This is a genomic window from Terriglobales bacterium, from assembly GCA_035457425.1.
Classification (GTDB): Bacteria; Acidobacteriota; Terriglobia; order Terriglobales; family Acidobacteriaceae; genus JACPNR01.
Genome location: DATIBR010000177.1, coordinates 1 through 17,963, shown reverse-complemented (window position 1 = coordinate 17,963; position 17,963 = coordinate 1). Strand labels below are relative to the sequence as shown.

Sequence of the window (17,963 nt, the reverse complement as noted above, 5' to 3'; positions counted from 1 at the left end):
CTGAGCGATAATCCCGTGCATGAACATCCTGTTATGGGTGCTGCAGGGGCTGGCGGCGCTGGTGTACGGAGCGTCGGGCGTGATGAAGGTCTTCCTGTTCGACAAGATCAGCGGCGAGGTGCCGTCGTTCGGGGCGCTGCCGCGGCCGGCCTGGATGGCGCTCGGCGTCCTCGAGCTGCTCTGCGTCGCCGGGCTGATCCTCCCGGGCGCGCTGCACTGGCGCCCGACGCTCACCGTCGTCGCCGCCACCGCGCTCGCGCTCGAGAGCCTGGTCTTCATCGGCGTGCACGTGAAGTACGGCGAGACCGGGTCCATCGTGATGAGCGCCGTGCTCGGCCTGCTGATGGCGTTCCTGGCGTATGGGCGGGGGTTTTTAAGACCGCTCTAGGGATTTCTCCAGCGCTCCCGCAGGACCGGCGCGCAGGCCCCGCCCTTTGGGCCGGAGGTCGACAAGGGTCACGCCGGCCGCCACCAGCGATAGCCGAGCGCGATCGCGTACGGCAGGTACGCTGCGTAGGCGGAGAGCGCCCAGGCCGCCGGCGCGTCGACGCGCGCCGCGCTCCACAGCGCAAAGCCCACCAGCGGCAAATACGCGACGTAGTAGAGGAACGCGAGCCGCAGGTCGCGCCGCCGGAAGAAGATGTAGTTCCACGCGCAGTTGAGCGCCATCACCGCGACGAGCGCGCCGAGTGCGAGGTTGCGGCCGGGCGCCGGCGACTGCAGGATCCGCCAGAGCGCGAACCCGCAGATCGCGTAGTACGCGACGCCGATCACGGCCCACGCCCAGCCCGGCGCCGCCCAGCGCGGCTGCCGCAGCTCGGCGAGCCGAGCGCGGGCGTTGCCGCCGGCGAGCAGCGCCTCGAGCGCGGCCGCGGCCACGCAGATGCCGAAGGCGACGGCGGCCGGCGTCATGCGAGCAAGGCCAAAAGGCCGAACGATCTTGCTTTAGAGGCCAAAGCGGCTTACTTCACCTTCTTCAACTGCAGCTTCTCGGGCACGGAGAGCGTCATGCCGGTGATGTTGCCCGACGCGTCGCGCTCGAAGCGCGCGGTGCGCGTGGAGTCTTCGACGAAGAAGTCGGCGCCCGAGGCGTCGGACTTCTCGGGCAGCAGCTCGTAAGGCGCGCCGCCGAAGGCGAGCCGCAGGCGGTCGCCGGAAGGCGCGACTTCCACGGTCACGGTCAGGCGGTCGTCGAGGCGGTAGTCGCCGGCGAACTTCGCCAGCTCCGCCGCGGGCAGCTTGATGGCGCTGTGCTTGGGCGGCGCGAGTTCCGGGCGATAGAGCCCGGCGACGACGCCGGCGATGTAATCGACGTCGGCGCCGGCGCGGTTGGCGAGCACGATCACGGTGAGGCGGTTCGCCGGCAGCTTCTGCGCCAGCGAGGTGGCGCTGGGCGGAGGCGTCCCGGCGGGCGCCGCGCCGCCCTCGGTCCCGTGATAGCGCCCGATGTAGGCCTTGAAGCCCTGCCACGAGCCGCCGTGCTCGGTGACTTTTTCGCCGGAGGGCAGCGTCCGGAGCGACCAGCCGAAGCCGTAGGCGGCGGTGGCGGGCTCGCTGCCGGTGAGCCGCGCCGGAGTCCACATCTCCTGGTAGAGCGCGGGCGAGAGGAAGCGGCGCTCGTCGAGGCCGAAGTCCCAGTTGGCGAGGTCCATGATGGTGAGGTAGAGCGAGCCGTCGGCGGTGGTGTTGAGCGAGGGCGCGACCCACGACTGGTTCTTGAGCACGAACCGGGACTTGTCGGCGGGATCGGGCTTGAGCTCGTAGCCGGCGGCGCGGTTCGGGATGATGTCGGCTTCGCTGATGATGCGCGCGGTCTTCATGCCGAGGTTCGCGAAGATGCGCTCCTGGAGCAAGTCGCCGTAGAAGCGGCCGGTCACCTTGCGGACGAGGATGCCGAGCGTGACGTAGCCGAGGTTGGAGTAGCTCCACTTCGAGCCGGGCGCGAAGGCGAGCTTCTGCGCGGTGATGACCTTCCAGAGGTCGTCCTCGGAGTAGTCGCGCTGGAGCGCGAAGTCTTCCGGGTAGTCGCCCAGGCCCGAGGTGTGCGTGAGCAGGTGGCGGATGGTGATGGCGCTGAACTCCGGCGGCGTCGGGAGATATTTCGAGAGCGGGTCGTCGAGCGCGAGCTTCTTCTCCTCGACCAGCGTGAGCACCAGCATGGCGGTGAACTGCTTGCCGACCGAGCCGGACTGGAAGACGGTCTTCTCGATGACCGGGACGCGGTGCTCGAGGTTGGCGAGACCGTAGCCCTTCGAGCGGACGAGCATGCCGTTGGCGCGCACCGCGACCGCCACGCCGGGGATGTTCTTCTTCGCGATGTAGGCGTTGACGAAGTCGTCGACCTGGTCGGCGTGGAGGAGCGGCGCCGCGAGCAGCAGAAGTAGGACGAGCAAGCGTTTCATGGCGTGGACATGATAAATGCAGGTCCCGCGCCCGGGATGCCCTCCGTGGGATGTGGTACCGTAGCGCGCCTATGAAAGCGGTGCGCATCGCGGGGATCCTGCTGCTGCTGTGGTGCTACGGCATGCAGGTGCACATGGTGATCGGGGCGTGGCGCGAGGCGACCGCGCCGCCGGAGACGCTGGCCGAGGAGCACGTGCACGAGATGGCGCAGCACGCGGGCCACGCGGAAGCGCCCGCGTCGTCGCCGCCGTCGAAAGCGGCGATCATGCTGACGGGCGTGCTGCTGGCGGCGGGCGCAGGGATCGCGCTGTGGGTGATCGGCGCGCTGAGCCAGAGGTGGGGCGTGTGGGCGTCGGTGGTGGTGCTGCTGGGGATCGCGGCGCCGCGGATCGCGAGCGACCCGCGCTGCTGGGTGGCGTACGACCCGACCAAGCACGGCTGCCACACCTTCATGATCTCGCTGGTGCTCGGCGCCGTGGGACTCGCGCTCTGTTGGGTCTCAATGCGACATCCCGACGCTGCCGCTCGCTGAGGCCTTCTGGCGCGGGTTCCACCACAAGCGCTTCCAGAGGATGAAGCATCCGAGATAGATCACCGCGCCGATCTGGAACTGCCAGATGTGGCAGAGATGGAAGTAGGCGCAGAGGAAGGCGCCGACCGGGATGGGGATGATCAGCGCGATGCGCATCCAGACCGGCGGGCGCGGCTCACCCACGAGTCTCCGCGCGAGGCGCCGGATGGGAGGAACGTGCTCTTCGGTCATCGCGAGGGCATCTTCTCGAGGCGCATGTAGACGACCTGCGCGAGGGCGACGTGCGTGCCCTTGGCGTCGTAGAGGTCGACGTGGCAAGGGACCATGGTGCGTCCGAACTTGATGATGCGGGCGCGCGCGGTGGCGTCGGAGTTGCAGGGCGCGAGGAAGCGGATGTTCATGTCGGTGGTGGTCATGACCTGCTGCGGGCCGGTGCGCGAGAGCGTGGCGACGCAGGCGGCGGTGTCGGCCAGCGTCATGAGCAGGCCGCCGTGGAAGGAGCGGAAGATGCCGTCGTGGTCGGGCGTGTAGGGCGCGGTGATGACGGCTTCGCCGGGCTTGAGATCGTCGAGGCGGTAGTGGAAGGTGCGGAAGAGCGGGATGGCGTGGACGAAGTCGCGGAGCGCGACGAGGTCGACGGCGGGAGAGGTGGACATGCTCGCAATGATAAATGCAGGTCCCTCGACTCGCTCGGGATGACGTGCCGGTTTGAGCGTAGAATCCGAGCGGTTCGGCAGGAGGGCGACATGCTGAAGGGATTCCGGGAATTCGTGCTGCGCGGCAACGTGGTGGAACTGGCGGTGGCGGTGGTGATCGGGGCGGCGTTCGGGGCGGTGGTGGCGTCGTTCGTGGCCGACATCCTGACGCCGCTGATCGCGGCGATCGCGGGCAAGCCGGATTTTTCGGCGCTGGCGTGGACGGTGAACGGAGCGCAGATCGCGTACGGGAAGTTCCTGAACGCGCTGATCGCGTTCCTGATGGTGGCGTTCGCGGTGTACTTCTTCGTGGTGTCGCCGATGAACGCGCTGGAGGCGCGGCGGCGGCGGGGCGAGAAACCGGCGGACCCGACGACCAAGCAGTGCCCGGAGTGCGTGAGCGAGATCCCGATCGCGGCGCGGCGGTGCGCGCACTGCGCGCAGCCGGTGTAGGTCATTCCTTCTTCTTGCGCTCCGGCATGGCTTCGTGGGTGCGCTCGCGGAAGGCGGACTTGAGGCCGCGGGCGAGCGAGACGGCGTGGTCGCCGAACCTGTCGCGCATGTGGTCGACGGCGGAGAGCGCCTGCTTCCACTTTTCCTGCCTGTCCTGATCCAGCAGGTCGAGCTGTCCCTGCGAGCGCTCGAACTGCGCGACGCGGACGCCGAGCAGGCGCACGGCGCTTCCCTTGCGCCAGTGGTCGCGGAAGAGCTGGAGGGCGGCGCCGTAGATGGCAGGGTCGAGCTGCGTGGGCTGGTCGAGGGTGTGCGCGCGCGTGATGGTGGTGAAGTCGGAGTAGCGCAGCTTGAGGCCGATGGTGCGGGCGTGGAGATGGTGCTCGCGCAGGCGGCGTGCGACCATCTCGCTGAGGCGCGCGATGGTGGACTCGAGCTGGTCGGAGTCGGCGGTGTCGACCGAGTAGGTGTGCTCGTGCGAGATGGACTTGGGGTCGTCGTCGCCGCCGACCTCGGAATCGAACCAACTGCCGGCGTCTTCCCCGATGGACTTGCCGGCGAGCGCGAGTCCCCAGGCGCCGAATCTTTCTTCCAGGAAATCGGCGTCGAGCTGCTGGAGGTCGGCGACGGTGCGGATGCCGAGCGAGTGCAGATGCTGCTCGGTGACCTTGCCGACGCCGGGGATCTTGCGGACGTCGAGGGGCGCGAGGAACTCGCGCTCGCAGCCGGGGACGACGTAGAGCACCCCGTTGGGCTTGGCTTGCTCGCTGGAGATCTTGGCGATGAGCCGCGAGCTGCCGATGCCGACCGAGGAGTTGAGGCCGGTGGAGCGCTGGATGTCGTCGTGGAGCGCGTGCGCGGCCTTGAGAGGCGGGCCGTGGAGCTTCTCGGTGCCGGTCATGTCGAGGTAAGCCTCGTCGATGGAGGCCATCTCGACCTGGGGTGAGAAGCGGTCGAGCACGACGCGGACTTTCTCGGAGTACTCGCGGTAGCGCTGGGGGTGACCTTCGACGAAGATGGCGTGCGGGCAGAGCTTGTGCGCGGTGCGCAGGGGCATGGCGGAGTGCACGCCGAACTTGCGGGCCTCGTAGCTGGCGGCGGCGCAGACGCCGCGCTCGGTCGCCTTGCCGCCGACGACGACGGCCTTGCCCTTCAGCGAGGGGTCGAAGAGCTCTTCCACGGAGACGAAGAAGGCGTCCATGTCGACGTGGAAGATGGTGCGCATGGGTCCTATTGTGCTGCCAACGAAGTCAAAATCCAACGCAGAGGCGCAGAGGACGGAGAGGAAATGCAGGTCCCTCGACTCGGGCGCGGAACTTCGCCGCGCCCTCGCTCGGGATGACCTTCGTTGGAGTTACTTCGCGGCGGCGAAGGCGCGGGTGGCCCAGAGGAGCTCGTCGAGGAAGGCGGCGAAGCGCTTGTCGGTGGCGGCGGGGTCTTCGGGCGTGCCGTCGTCGGCGAAGCTGGAGTTCACCTTCGAGACCGGGAAGCCGACGGGCAGCGGGTATCCGCCGAGCGTGAGCACGACCTGGCGGAGCTGTTGCAGGCAGTTGATGCCGCCGAAGCCGCCGGCCGAGACCGTGACGATGCCGAAGACCTTGCGCTTGTACTCCGGATAGAAATAGTCGAGCGCGTTCTTGAGCACGCCGGGATAGCCGTTGTTGTACTCGGGCGTGACGATGACGATGGCGGAGGCGCGCTGGAGCTTCTCCGAGAACTCCTGGGCGCGCGGCGGCGGGTCGTTGCGCATGCGCAGGCGCTCTTCCATGATGGGGAAGTCGTAGTCGGCGAGGTCGAGGAGCTCGGTCTCGACGCCGGGCTGCTGCGCAAGCTTCCCGGTGACGTATCTTGCGACCTTGCCGCTCTGGCGCCCGCGGCGCGTGGAGCCGAGGATGACGGGGATGAACATCGTGCGTTCCTCCGGAAATGGATTGGATGGGCGGCCGAGCGCGAAAGGTGCAAGCGTAACGCGGAAGAGCGTTCTAGCATAGGAAGGTCATGATCGAGCGGCTGGTGCGATTCCGCGATGGGCTATCGGAGACGACACGCTGGGCGCTGCTCGCTGTGTTCACGGGGATCGCGATCGTGGCGACGGCGCTCGCGCCGCGCATCCCGCAGCCGCAGGGATATCACGGGTTCGCCGACGAGCGGGCGCTGCTGGGGATCCCGTATGCGCTGAACGTGCTGTCGAACGTGCCGTTCCTGCTCGTGGGAGCGTGCGGACTGTGGTGGATGTGGGGGTCTGCCTCACCCACATCGGAGCGATTCCGCGATCGGCGCGAGCGCGTGCCGGCCGCGGTGCTGTTCGCCGGGCTGGTGACGACGGCGTTCGGCTCGGCGTACTACCACCTGGATCCGAACAACCAGACGCTGGTGTTCGACCGGCTGGGGATGATCCCGGGATTCATGGCGATCCTGCCGCTGGCGGTGGCCGAACGGGTGAGCGCGAAGTGGGGCGCGCGGCTGACCGCGCCAATGCTCGCGCTCGGCGTGGCCAGCGTGCTGCTGTGGGACTGGAGCGAGCGCGTGGGCGCGGGCGACCTGCGGTTCTACGGCTTCCTGCAGGGCTACGCGTTCGTCGCCACCGCGGGGGTGCTGCTGTTCACCAAGCCACGCTACGACCGGCAGATGGGCTGGGTGTACGCGATCGGGTGCTACGGGTTGGCGAAGGTGCTCGAGCTGTTCGACGTCGGATGCTACGCGGCGACCGGGCATGCGGTGAGCGGGCATTCGCTGAAGCACGTGGCGGCGGCGTTGGGCGGATGGTTCGTGCTGCGCATGATGCAGAAGAGACGGGTGAGCGAGACCGCATTCGCGAGTGCCGTCCGCTAGAGAGGGTTCCCTTTCCTGATATCGCCACCGACGCGGCCCTGAAGGGCCGCTCTTCCACCGCGATCCGTCTGCGCGCGATGCGCGCTCGAGGGCGAGCGCGCCACAACTCCGTTGGTCTACACTCCTTCGCATGGGCGAGCAGCTCGACCTGACGTTCCAGGCGATGGCGGCGCAGCGGCGGATCTGGCCGGTGCGGGAGCTGATGGCGGCGGTGCGGACCTCGCTGGAGCGGGAGTACACCGACGTCTGGGTCGAGGGCGAGATCTCGAACTACCGGCCGGCGGAGAGCGGCCACCTCTATTTCACGCTGAAAGACGGCGAGGCGCAGCTGCGCGCGGTGATGTTCCGGACGCAGGCGCGGCTGCTGCGGTTCAAGCCGGAGAACGGCATGCAGGCGATCGCGCGCGGGCGGATGACGGTGTACGAGCAGCGCGGCGACATGCAGCTGCTCCTGGAGTACCTGGAGCGGAAGGGCGCGGGCGCGCTGCAGGTGGCGTTCGAGCAGTTGAAGGCGAAGCTCGCGGCCGAGGGCCTGTTCGAGCAGGCGCGGAAGAAGCCGCTGCCGGCGCTGCCGCGGCGCATCGGGATCGTGACGTCGCCGCGCGGGGCGGCGCTGCACGACATCCTGAACATCCTGCGGCGGCGGCACGCGAGCGTGCCCATCCTTATTTATCCGGCGCAGGTGCAGGGGGCGGAGGCGCCGGGCGAGGTCGCGGCCGGGCTGAAGTACTTCAGCCGCGCGAAGAACGTGGACGTCGTGATCGTGGCGCGCGGCGGCGGGTCGGTGGAGGACCTGGCGGCCTTCAACCACGAAGGGCTGGCGCGGGCGATCGCGGCGAGCGAGATCCCGGTGATCTCGGCGGTGGGGCACGAGACGGATTTCACCATCGCGGATTTCGTCGCGGACCTGCGCGCGCCGACGCCGAGCGCGGCGGCGGAGCTGGTGATCGAGTCGCGGCACCGGCTGGAGGAGCAGGTGGAAGGGCTGCGGGCGCGGCTGGCGCGGGCGGCGCGGTACCGGCTGCTGATGGGGCGGCAGGCGCTGACGGAGTTGGCGCAGCACGGCGCGTTCGCGAGCATGCGCGCGCTGCTGGGGCAGCGGCAGCAGCGGGTGGACGAGATGACGTTCGCGCTGGTGGCGGGATATCGCGGCGTGGTGGAGCGGTCCCGGCGGCGGGTGGACGTAGCGGCGACGCGCATCCGGCACTACGACGTGCGGATGGTGCTGGCGGGAATGAAGCGCGAGCTGGAGGGGAAGACGCGGACGCTGGCGGAGATGGGACGGCGCCTGCTGCTGGAGCGGCGCGGCGGGCTGGAGCGGCTGCAGGCGCGGCTGGAGGAGTTGTCGCCGCTGCGCGTGCTGGATCGGGGGTACGCGCTGGTGTTCGACGCGGCGGGCAACGTGGTGAAGGACGCTGCGCAGGTGGCGGCGGGCGACGCGATACGCGCGCGGCTGGCGCGGGGAGAGATCGCGGCCGTGGTGAAGAAGAAATAATCCTCTGTCGTCGGCTGAAACCGACTTGTCCTCGCTATGCGGGCTTTCCCGGCACTGACGTGCCGGGCTGGATTCTGTCGCCCTTCGGGCTCCGGCGGGCGAGTCGCCCGCCGCCACCCAAGTCAAAGTCAGAGGCCGCGGCCGGGCGACAACTCCGTTCGGTGGGTTTGCGTCCAGTACAATGGCGCAGTCATCCCGTAGCGCGGGCCCCGCTTCGTTCCCTGACATCATGCCGGCAGCCGCACAAATCGCCGCGTTTCCGCCGCTGACGCTGACCGGCGTCGTCGAGATCCTGGTGCTGGCGGTGCTGATCTACCAGCTGCTGGCGCTGCTGCGCGGGACGCGCGCGATGCACATGATGGTGGGGGTGCTGATCCTGGGCGGGCTGATCGGGGTGGCGCGGGTGGCGCACCTGACGGCCATCAACTGGCTGGTGGACCGGCTGCTGCCGTACGCGGGGATCGCGCTGATCATCGTGTTCTCGGCGGAGATCCGGCTGGTGCTCTCGCGGCTGGGGCGGAGCTTCACGCGCTCGCGGCTGACGCGGACGCCGGCGGGCGAGTCGTACGACGACATCGTGCTGGCGGCGAACCTGTTCGCGCAGAACCGCACCGGGGCGCTGATCGTGATCGAGCGCGAGATCGGGTTGCGGACGTTCATCGAGAGCGGCGTGCCGCTCGACGCCAAGCTGACCTACGACCTGCTGGCGACGGTCTTCCGGCCGAGCGCGCCGCTGCATGACGGGGCGGTCATCGTGCAGCGCGACCGCGTGGCGGCGGCGGCGTGCTTCCTGCCGCTGAGCATGAACCCGAAGATCTCGACGCAGCTGGGCACGCGGCACCGCGCGGCCATCGGGATCACGGAAGAGTCGGACGCGGTGGCGGTGGTGGTGTCGGAGGAGACGGGCGCGATGAGCCTGACGGTCGCGGGCACGATCGAGCGCGACCTGAGCGCGGACCAGCTGCGCGAGCGGCTCAGCGACCTGCTGAAGGTGTACCTGCCGCCGACGACGCTGCCGACGCCAATCGCTTCCGAAGAGGAGCCGAACGGGGACGCGACGCTGCCGGAGATGGAGCGGCGATGAGCGTACGCCGGTTCTTCACGCACAACTGGCTGCTGAAGCTGCTGTCGCTGGCGATGGCCATCGCGATCTACTGGGCGGTACATCGCGGATGAGGCGGCTGTTCGGGACCGACGGGATCCGCGGGGTGGCGGGCGAGTTCCCGCTGGACGACGCGACGGTGCGCTCCATCGGGCGCGCGCTGGGGCGGCGGCTGGCGGCGCAGACAGCGAAGCCGCGCGTGGTGCTGGGGCAGGACACGCGGATCTCGAGCGCGTGGATCGCGGACGCGCTGAGCGCGGCGCTGGCCGACGCGGGCGTGGAAGTGGCGAGCGCGGGCGTGCTGCCGACGCCGGGTGTGGCGCATGTGGCAAAGGCGCGCGGGTTCACCGCGGGCGTGGTGCTTTCCGCCTCGCACAATCCCTGGACCGACAACGGGATCAAAGTGTTCGGCGGCGACGGCTACAAGCTGGCCGACGCCACCGAGCTGGAGATCGAGAAAGAGATCTTCACGGAGCTGGCGGCGGGGGGCGAGCGCGCGCTCGAGGGCGAGGGCGCTACATCGTCGGCGAGGTCCCTGCCCGGCGATGCGGAGCTGCGCGCGGCGTACGTGGAGTGGCTGGCGGGGCAGGTGAAGGGCGCGGAGTTCGGCGGGCTGCACGTGGTGGCGGACTGCGCGAACGGGGCGGCGACGCCGGTGGCGGGCGAGGTGCTGAAGCGCGCGGGCGTGAAACACAACCTGAGCCACAATCATCCCAGCGGCAAGAACATCAACGAGAAGTGCGGGGCGCTGCACCCGGAGATCGTGGCGAAGGAAGTGACGCAGCGGGGCGCGGGGCTGGGCGTGTGCTTCGACGGCGACGCCGACCGCTGCCTGCTGGCCGACGCGAACGGCAAGGTGGTGAACGGCGACGGGATCCTGCTGCTGATGGCGCGCGAGCTGAAGCGCACGGGCCGGCTGAAGAACGACACGGTGGTGGCGACGACGATGTCGAACATGGGGCTGGAGGTGGCGCTCGGGCGCGAAGGCATCAAGATGCTGCGCGCGCCGGTGGGAGACAAGTACGTGCTGGAAGAGATGCAGAAGGCGGGCGCGAATCTTGGCGGCGAGCAGAGCGGGCACATCCTGTTCCTTGACCACGCGACGACGGGCGACGGCCTGCTGACGGCGCTGCTGGTGATGGCCGCCGTCGCGCGCAGCGGACGGCCGCTGCACGAGCTGGTCGGCGACCTGAAGGTGTTTCCGCAGACGATCCGGAACGTGCGGGTGCGCGAGAAGAAGCCGCTGGAGGAGATGGCGGCGGTGGCGAGCGCGATCGAGGCGGCGGAGAAGGCGCTGGACGGGAGCGGGCGGGTCGTCGTCCGGTACTCGGGGACCGAGGCGCTGTGCCGCGTGATGGTGGAGGCGGAGTCGGAAGCGCTGATGAAGCAGCACGCCGAGGCGATCGCGGCGGCGGTGGAAAAGGCGCTGGGCTGATGGACGCGCTGCGGGCCGCGGAATCTCTCTTTCTTCTCCTCCTGATGGGCGCGGGGTTCCTCGCGCTGGCGTGGTTCGTGTGGCGGGTGTTCCTGCGGCGCTACCTGCGCATCGTACGGATACGGCATCTCCGCGACCGTCGCCTGACGGAAGAGGCGGTCCGCCGCCAGCGATGAACCTGAGTCCCGCCCAACACCGGCTGCTGTGCGCGATCCGCGGCGCGGTCGCGGGGAGCGGCGGCGTGCTCGTGCTGGGAGGCGGGCTGGCGGTGTTCTTTGCCGTCGGGAGCAGCTTCGGCTGGTGGCTGGGGTGGGGGATGGTCGCGTGCGGGGTGTTCGCGCTGCTGATGGGCGCCGCGATGTATTGCGTACCGGGGTTCCTGCTGCCGGAGCATCGGCGCAAAGAGAGTTCCGGCGGAAGGCGCAAGGCGGCGTAGGGCGCCGGATCCGCACCCTCGGGTCGAGGGCGCTACATTGCGAGGCGCTACTCTTCGAAATCCAGGTCGCGCCAGTTGGGGCCGACGCCGAGATCCACTTCCAGCGGGACGCGCAGCGGATGGACGCTCTCCATCATGTCGCGGACGAGCGCGCGCATCGTCTCGACTTCTTCCTTCGGCACTTCAAAGACGAGTTCGTCGTGGACCTGGAGAGTCATGCGGGACTTCATCTTTTTCGCGCGCAGCTCGTCGTCGATGCGGATCATGGCGAGCTTGATGAGGTCGGCGGCGGTGCCCTGGAGCGGGGTGTTGACGGCGGAGCGCTCGGCGAAGCCGCGCATGGTGGGATTCTTGGAGTGGATGTCGGGGATGGGGCGCGTGCGTCCGAAGAGGGTGCGGACCTTGTTCTCGCGGCGGGCGAGGTCGAGGGTCGCGTCGATGAACTTGCGGACGCCGGTGTATTTCGCGAAGTAGGCGTCGATGAACTGCCTGGCCTCGCGCTGCTCGATGCCGAGCTGCTGCGAGAGGCCGAAGGGCGAGAGCCCGTAGACGATGCCGAAGTTCACGGCCTTGGCGCGGCGGCGATGCTCGGCGTCCATCATCATGGGGGGCACGCCGAAGACCTGCGAGGCGGTGAGGGTGTGGATGTCGTCGCCGCGGCGGAAGGCCTCGACCAGGAGCGGGTCTTCGGAGAAGTGCGCGAGCAGGCGGAGCTCGATCTGGGAGTAGTCGGCGGCGAGCAGGACGTGGCCGCGCTCGGCGGTGAAGGCGGCGCGGATCTCGCGGCCGAGCGCGGTGCGGATGGGGATGTTCTGCAGGTTCGGGTTGGTGGACGAGAGGCGCCCGGTCGCGGTGGCGGCCTGGTTGAAGGTGGTGTGGAGGCGGCCGGTCGTCGCGTGGCAGAGCGAGGGCAGCGCGTCCACGTAGGTGGACTTGAGCTTGGTGAGCTGGCGGTATTCGAGCACCCAGCGCGCGATCTCGTGCTCCTGCGCAAGCTCGTCCATCACGTCCTGCGCGGTGGAGATGGTCTTCCCCTTGCCGTACTTCACGGGCTTGGGCAGGCCCATCTTGTTGAAGAGGACGTCGCCCAACTGGCGCGGTGAATTGATGTTGAACTCGGAACCGGCAGCGGCGTAGATCTCCTTCGCTTTGGCCTCGGCTTCGGTCTCGAGGCGCTTCGACATCTTCGCGAGGACGTCGCAATCGATCTTGACGCCGGCTTCTTCCATGCGCGCGAGCACGGGGACGAGCGGCAGGTCGATCTGGTCATAGACCCGGGTGAGGTCTTCCTTCTCGACTTCGTCGCGCAGCGCGCTGGTGAAGCGGCCGGTGAGGTCGGCGGCCTCGGCGACGGTGCCGGCGAGATTCAGGTTGAAGCGGCGGATGGCGATCTCCTTGAGCCCGTGCGAGGTGAAGGTGGGGTCAAGGAGGTAGGAGTAGAGCATGGGGTCGTGCGCGACGCCGGCAAGCGGCACGCCGCGCGGCGTGAGCTGGCGGAGCGCGAGCTTGTAGTCGTGGATGGATTTCGGAAGCTTGGGATCGGCGAGCGCTTGCTTGAGGGGCGTCGCAGCGTCGGAGTCGAGCGCGACGGAGACGGCCTCGGCGGGCTGGGCGGAGATGGCGAGCTTGCGCGCGGGCTCCTGGGTCGCGGCCAGCGAGGGCGGGACGAGCGGGAGGGTGCCATTCTCCTCGTCGACCTCTTCCTCTTCTTCCTTCGACATGGTGGCGGCGCCGAGCTGCTCGAGCGCGACGGCGAGCGGCCGCTTCGCGCCGGCCTGCCGGATGATGGCGTCGACGTCGGCCGCGGACTTCGCTTCGCGGTAATCGGTGTCGCCCAGCTTCACTTCGCCGACCAGTTCCTTGAGCAGGGTGGTGAACTCGAGCTCGGTGAAGAGCGCGCGGAGGGCCTCGGTGTCGGGCTCGCCGGCGGTCATCTGCCGGGGGTCGAAGTCGACGGCGACGTTGGTATCGATGCGGGCGAGCTCGCGGCTGGCGAGGACGACCGAGCGGTTGTGCAGGAGCGACTCGCGGTAAGTCTTCTTCTCCACCTCGGCGGCGTGCTCGAGCAGGTTGTCGACCGAGCCGAAGCGCTTGATGAGCTCGACGGAGCCTTTGTCGCCGATCCCGGGGGCGCCGGGGATGTTGTCGATGGAGTCGCCGCGGAGCGCCATGACGTCGACGACCTGGCCGGGCCGGACGCCGAGGATCTCTTCGACCTTGGCGGCGTCGCAGATGAGGTTGTCCTTGGGCGGGTTGAGGACGCAGACCTTGTCGTTGACGAGCTGGAGCATGTCCTTGTCGCTGGAAACGACGTAGACGGGATACGACTCGGCGGCGGCCTTGCGGGCGAGCGTGCCGATGACGTCGTCGGCTTCAAAGCCGGAGTGCTCGAGGATGGGGATGCGATAGGCGTTCAGCGCACGGCGGATGTAGGGGAGCTGCTGCGCGAGGTCGCCGGGCATCTCGGCGCGATTGGCCTTGTAGCCGCCGTAGGCGTGCTCCACGTAAGTCTGGGTGGCGGAGTCGAACTTCTTGACGTGCGTGATCTGCCTGGCCTGCTCGTCGCGGAAGGTGGGAGCGGCGACGTCGAAGACGGCGGCGAGGTACTCGGGAGCGAAGTCGGCGCGCAGCTTGCGGAGCATGTTGACGAAGACGTAGGTGGCGGCGGTGGGAACGCCGGTGCGGGTGGACATGGGGCGCTGGCGGGACATCGCGTGATAGGCGCGGAAGATGAACGACATCGCGTCGATGAGGAAGACGCGGCCCTTGCCGGTCGCGGCGGGGGGCTTGCCGGAGGCGGGGGAGACGGCGGACTTGGCGGGCTTCTCGGGCGTGGCGGCGTCGGCGACGCGGCTGGCCTTCTCGCGCTCGGCGCGCTTCTGGCGCGAGATGTTGGTGTTGGGCATGAAACATCAGGATAGCAGGGCCGAGCGCGGTGTCGCGGGCCGGCGGCGAGCGGCCGGCGGGCGGCGGCGAGCCCCCGGTCAGGGTTGCGGGACGGGCTCGATGAGCGAGTGGTGGACGCTGACCATCTGCCAGCGGCCGTCGCGGCGGCGGGAGACGGAGGTGCCGCGGGCGCGGTAGTCCCGGTCGTCGAGCGTCATCTTGTACTCGTACTCGCACCAGTAGGCGTCGCCCATCTGGTGGAAGGTGTGGCTGACGAACTCGAACCTCACGAAGGGATGTGCGGCGAAGAAGCGCTGCTTGAGGTAGTCGACGACGGCCTTGCGTCCGCGGAACTCGCCCCAGGGTGTGTACCACTGCACGGCGTCGTCGATGCAGGGAGCGAAGGCGTCGGGGTCGCGGCGGTTGAAGGCGGCGACGCATTCGTCGGCGGTGCGGTGGAGCTCGGCGAGGTCGGCGTTCTCGGGCGCAGGCAGGCGGGCGACGCGCTTCTTCAGGTCGAGGGTGAGGCCGGAGCGCTCCATCAGATCGACGCCGAAGATGCCGTCGACGCGCGAGCCGCACGCCTTGCCGATGGGCGAGAGGTCGATGGCGGGCAGACGGAGGTTGCGCAGGGTGGCGGGACCTACGCGCAGCTCGTCGATGGTGACGGCGCGGGCCGAGGTCAGCACCGGTCCGTTCCAGGAAGAGACCTCGATGCCCTGGTCCTCGCCGCCGGAAAAGGAGCGCAGCTCGAGCATGGAGGTGGCGCCGGTGTCGACCAGGAAGTGGTAGCCGCGACCAGCGACGGTGACGTCGATGAGCAGCAGGCGGTCGCAGCGGCGGAGCGGGATCTCCTGCGTGGAGCGCGCGTCTTGCGCGGCGGCGGCGGCGAGCGCGAGCAACAGGAAGGCGAGAAGACGGGACTTCATGGCTGCCCCCGAAGCAGGAATGGACCCGTAACAACATTCTGATTGGGCGGGCGGGTTCGGGGTCGCAAGAAAATCGCGCGCTCGAAGCTACAAGGTCGTTCCTAGCGCCGGCGAGTCGCCGGCGCCTACCCTCTTTATGGGACGGGGAGGGCGGCTTTACGGTGCGGGGAGGGCGGAGCCGGCGGTGAAGCGTTTGCCTTTGTGCTCGTGGCCGAGGAGGACGACGAGGGCGAGCAGCGACATGGTGGCGAGCTCGAAGGCGGCGAGCGCCCAGCGGTAGCCGAGGTGGTCGCGCAGGGCGTACTCGATGGAGTTGGTGGGCGCGGCGAAGAGGATGCCCATCTGGTAGGCGAGGCCGGGGACGAGGCCGCGGACGGAGTCGGGGGCGAGCTCGTTGAGGTGCGCCGGGATGATGCCCCAGGCGCCCTGCACGCCGACCTGCATGAAGAACGCGCCGAGGGCGACCTTCACGAGCGAGTCGCCGAAGGCCCAGAGGGGGATGACGACAAGCGAGACGGCGAGCGCGCCGACGATGGCGCGGCGGCGTCCGATGATCTCCGAGAGCTGGCCGAAGGTGACGGCGCCGAGGATGGCGCCGAGGTTATAGAAGATGGCGAGGTAGGCGACGGTGGCGGCCGTGAGCTTGAGCTCGGTCTTGAGGAAGTCGGGGTAGAGGTCCTGCGTGCCGTGCGAGAGGAACATGAAGAGCGTCATGAGCAGGCAGAGGTAGGCGAAGAGCTTCCAGTGCGAGGCGGCGGTCTTGAGCACGGACGCGAAGCTCGGGTGCTGGTGCTGCTTCCAGGCCTCCGATTCCGGGACGTGCATGCGGATGTAGAGGGCGAGCAGCGCGGGAACGCCGCCGATCCAGAACATCCAGCGCCAGCCGAGGTTGGGGAGGACGAAGCGCGCGGCGAGCGCGGCCAGCAGGTAGCCGATGGAGTAGCCGGATTGCAGGATGCCGGAGAGCACGCCGCGCCAGCGCGGCGGCGCGGCTTCCATGGCGAGCGAGGCGCCGACGCCCCACTCGCCGCCCATGCCGACGCCGTAGAGCGAGCGCAGGATGAGGAACATGGTGTAGCTGGTGGAGAAGCCGCAGAGCAGCGCGAGGATGGAGAAGAAGATGACGTTGGCCATGAGGGGCGCGCGGCGTCCGAAGCGGTCGGCGAGCAGGCCGAAGAGCAGCGCGCCGACAGGTCGCATGACGAGCGTGGCGCCGATGGTCGCGACGATGGCGGACTTGGCGACGCCGAACTGGGCGGCGAGGGTGTCGACGAGGAAGACGATGACGAAGAAGTCGAAGGCGTCGAGGGTCCAGCCGAGGAAGCCGGCGGTGACGGCGTGCCAGGAACCTTTGGTCGGCGTCTCCATCGGAGAGACACACTAACCGAGGCAACGAGAAAGTCAAAGGCCGCGGCCGAGGGCGGCCGCGCCACCCCGGATCATTCGATGAACATGCAGTCGCCGTAGGAGTAGAAGCGATATTTTTCGCGGACGGCGTGCTGGTAGGCGGCGAGGGTGCGCTCGCGTCCGGCGAAGGCGGAGACGAGCATGAGCAGGGTGGACTGCGGCAGGTGGAAGTTGGTGAGCAGCGCGCCGATGACGCGGAAGTCGAAGCCGGGGTAGATGAAGATTTCGGCTTCGCCGGCGCCGGGGACGAGCCGTCCGGAGTTCGCGCGGGCCACGAACTCGAGCGTGCGGACGGTGGTGGTGTCGACGGCGACGACGCGGCGGCGGGCGGCGAGCGCGGCGTTGACGGCGTCCGAGGCTTCCGGCGAGATGGAGTACGACTCGGTGTGGAGCTTGTGGTCTTCAACGCGCTCGGCGTGCACGGGCTGGAAGGTCCCGAGGCCGACGTGCAGCGTGACGTGCGCGGTCTCGATGCCGCGGGCGCAAAGCTGGTCGAGGATCTCGGGTGTGAAGTGCAGGCCGGCGGTGGGGGCGGCGACCGAGCCGCGTGCGCGCGCGTAGACGGTCTGGTAGCGCTCGCGGTCGGCGGCGCGATCGTCACGCGAGATGTACGGCGGCAGGGGGACGTGGCCGAGGCGGTCGAGCGCGGCGAAGAAGTCAGGAGCTTCTGGTGCAACGGCGGGATCGAAGCGGAGGGTGCGCTCGCCGAACTCGCCGCGGGCGATGACCTCGGCGTGGAGGTCGTCCGAGAAAGTGAGGCGCTCGCCCACGCCGATCTTTCTTCCTGGGCGAACCAGTGCTTCCCAGACTTCGGTGGTCGGTGGCCGGTGGCCGGCGGCCGGTTCCAAGGCGTGGTCGCTCGACTCGCGCTGCGCGCTCGCTCGGGATGACATCTGGGGCGAGAGCCGCTTGGTAAGAAGGACCTCGACTTTTCCCTTCAGGAAGTCTTTGGCGGCGGGGTTGTTGGGAGAGAGGGGCTGGGAGCGGGCGCCGGAGCGGTGGCCGAAGAGGCGCGCGGGGAAGACGCGGGTGTCGTTGAAGACGACGAGGTCGCCGGGGCGGAGCAGCGCGGGAAAGTCGCGAAACACGCGGTCGCTGAGCGCGCCCGAGGTCCGGTCGAGGTGGAGCATGCGGCTGGCGGCGCGGTCGGCGAGGGGCTCCTGCGCGATCAGCTGCTCGGGAAGGTGGTAATCGAAGTCGCGGACCAGCATGAATATGGGGGATTATAGGGGGGCCGGGGGGAAACAATCTGGCATGCCCGGTGTCATTGTTCCTGTCCGCATGCTGGGGTAGGATTGAGGGCGGAAAGTACTGTCCTTTCGGAGTGGGTCACCTGAAGAGCGAGCGCCAGCACCGCG

19 protein-coding genes are annotated in these 17,963 nt (G+C 69.0%); 9 read left to right on the top strand and 10 right to left on the bottom strand.

Going from position 1 to position 17,963, the window contains the following annotated elements; all coding sequences use genetic code 11:
- The first annotated feature begins 19 nt into the window (after window positions 1-19).
- On the top strand, window positions 20-388 hold the full coding sequence (locus VLA96_13505; GenBank protein ID HSE50217.1) for a DoxX family protein: 369 nt from the start codon (window positions 20-22) through the stop codon (window positions 386-388).
- Window positions 389-456: 68 nt separating this feature from the next.
- On the opposite strand, the gene VLA96_13500 is transcribed toward VLA96_13505, so the two are convergent.
- Both VLA96_13500 and VLA96_13495 read right to left on the bottom strand, forming a co-directional pair.
- Window positions 457-912, bottom strand: coding sequence for a TspO/MBR family protein (locus tag VLA96_13500; GenBank protein ID HSE50216.1), 456 nt, complete (start codon window positions 910-912; stop codon window positions 457-459).
- A 50-nt stretch (window positions 913-962) separates the two neighbouring features.
- The gene (locus VLA96_13495; protein ID HSE50215.1) at window positions 963-2,402 is read right to left on the bottom strand and encodes a serine hydrolase; all 1,440 of its coding nucleotides are present in this window, start codon (window positions 2,400-2,402) and stop codon (window positions 963-965) included.
- Between the two features lie 71 nt (window positions 2,403-2,473).
- Here VLA96_13495 and VLA96_13490 point away from each other — a divergent pair, with 71 nt between their 5' ends.
- Window positions 2,474-2,935, top strand: coding sequence for a hypothetical protein (locus tag VLA96_13490; protein ID HSE50214.1), 462 nt, complete (start codon window positions 2,474-2,476; stop codon window positions 2,933-2,935).
- Here the strand turns inward: VLA96_13490 and VLA96_13485 are convergent.
- Together VLA96_13485 and VLA96_13480 are read right to left on the bottom strand one after the other, a co-directional pair.
- Window positions 2,903-3,166 (bottom strand): hypothetical protein, encoded by a 264-nt coding sequence (locus tag VLA96_13485; GenBank protein HSE50213.1) that lies wholly within the window; start codon window positions 3,164-3,166, stop codon window positions 2,903-2,905. The two genes, VLA96_13490 and VLA96_13485, sit on opposite strands and share 33 nt — an antisense overlap.
- Entirely contained in the window at window positions 3,163-3,591 is a 429-nt protein-coding gene (locus tag VLA96_13480; GenBank protein ID HSE50212.1) for a PaaI family thioesterase, read from the bottom strand. The genes VLA96_13485 and VLA96_13480 overlap by 4 nt, the downstream gene beginning before the upstream one ends.
- Before the next feature lie 90 nt (window positions 3,592-3,681).
- On the opposite strand from VLA96_13480, the gene mscL reads away from it, so the two are divergent.
- A complete protein-coding gene (gene mscL / locus VLA96_13475) occupies window positions 3,682-4,083 on the top strand; it encodes a large conductance mechanosensitive channel protein MscL (GenBank protein HSE50211.1) in 402 nt (133 codons plus the stop codon).
- 1 nt (window position 4,084) lies between these two features.
- Here mscL and dinB read toward each other — a convergent pair whose 3' ends face one another.
- Together dinB and VLA96_13465 are read right to left on the bottom strand one after the other, a co-directional pair.
- Entirely contained in the window at window positions 4,085-5,308 is a 1,224-nt protein-coding gene (gene dinB / locus VLA96_13470; protein ID HSE50210.1) for a DNA polymerase IV, read from the bottom strand.
- Between the two features lie 129 nt (window positions 5,309-5,437).
- Window positions 5,438-5,992 carry an NAD(P)H-dependent oxidoreductase gene (locus VLA96_13465; protein ID HSE50209.1) on the bottom strand — a complete coding sequence of 185 codons (555 nt, stop codon included), beginning with the start codon at window positions 5,990-5,992 and terminating at the stop codon, window positions 5,438-5,440.
- Between the two features lie 89 nt (window positions 5,993-6,081).
- On the opposite strand from VLA96_13465, the gene VLA96_13460 reads away from it, so the two are divergent.
- The 6 genes from VLA96_13460 to VLA96_13435 all read left to right on the top strand — a co-directional run bounded on the left by VLA96_13460 (window position 6,082) and on the right by VLA96_13435 (window position 11,383).
- Window positions 6,082-6,915, top strand: a complete 834-nt coding sequence (locus tag VLA96_13460) for a hypothetical protein (protein ID HSE50208.1) — start codon at window positions 6,082-6,084, stop codon at window positions 6,913-6,915.
- Window positions 6,916-7,045: 130 nt separating this feature from the next.
- Window positions 7,046-8,410 (top strand): exodeoxyribonuclease VII large subunit, encoded by a 1,365-nt coding sequence (gene xseA / locus VLA96_13455; protein ID HSE50207.1) that lies wholly within the window; start codon window positions 7,046-7,048, stop codon window positions 8,408-8,410.
- Window positions 8,411-8,639: 229 nt separating this feature from the next.
- Window positions 8,640-9,494, top strand: coding sequence for a diadenylate cyclase CdaA (gene cdaA / locus VLA96_13450; GenBank protein ID HSE50206.1), 855 nt, complete (start codon window positions 8,640-8,642; stop codon window positions 9,492-9,494).
- An 88-nt stretch (window positions 9,495-9,582) separates the two neighbouring features.
- Complete coding sequence (gene glmM, locus VLA96_13445) at window positions 9,583-10,947, top strand: phosphoglucosamine mutase (GenBank protein HSE50205.1); 1,365 nt, start codon at window positions 9,583-9,585, stop codon at window positions 10,945-10,947.
- Entirely contained in the window at window positions 10,947-11,123 is a 177-nt protein-coding gene (locus VLA96_13440; GenBank protein HSE50204.1) for a hypothetical protein, read from the top strand. Before glmM ends, VLA96_13440 begins: the two co-directional genes overlap by 1 nt.
- Complete coding sequence (locus tag VLA96_13435) at window positions 11,120-11,383, top strand: hypothetical protein (protein ID HSE50203.1); 264 nt, start codon at window positions 11,120-11,122, stop codon at window positions 11,381-11,383. Before VLA96_13440 ends, VLA96_13435 begins: the two co-directional genes overlap by 4 nt.
- Window positions 11,384-11,430: 47 nt before the next feature.
- Here VLA96_13435 and polA read toward each other — a convergent pair whose 3' ends face one another.
- The 4 genes from polA to queA all read right to left on the bottom strand — a co-directional run bounded on the left by polA (window position 11,431) and on the right by queA (window position 17,816).
- Window positions 11,431-14,289, bottom strand: coding sequence for a DNA polymerase I (polA, locus tag VLA96_13430; protein ID HSE50202.1), 2,859 nt, complete (start codon window positions 14,287-14,289; stop codon window positions 11,431-11,433).
- A 78-nt stretch (window positions 14,290-14,367) separates the two neighbouring features.
- Complete coding sequence (locus VLA96_13425; GenBank protein HSE50201.1) at window positions 14,368-15,198, bottom strand: nuclear transport factor 2 family protein; 831 nt, start codon at window positions 15,196-15,198, stop codon at window positions 14,368-14,370.
- A 156-nt stretch (window positions 15,199-15,354) separates the two neighbouring features.
- Window positions 15,355-16,566: an MFS transporter gene (locus VLA96_13420; protein HSE50200.1), complete on the bottom strand. Its 1,212-nt coding sequence runs from the start codon at window positions 16,564-16,566 to the stop codon at window positions 15,355-15,357.
- 71 nt (window positions 16,567-16,637) lie between these two features.
- The gene (gene queA, locus VLA96_13415; GenBank protein ID HSE50199.1) at window positions 16,638-17,816 is read right to left on the bottom strand and encodes a tRNA preQ1(34) S-adenosylmethionine ribosyltransferase-isomerase QueA; all 1,179 of its coding nucleotides are present in this window, start codon (window positions 17,814-17,816) and stop codon (window positions 16,638-16,640) included.
- Between the last annotated feature and the right edge of the window lie 147 nt (window positions 17,817-17,963).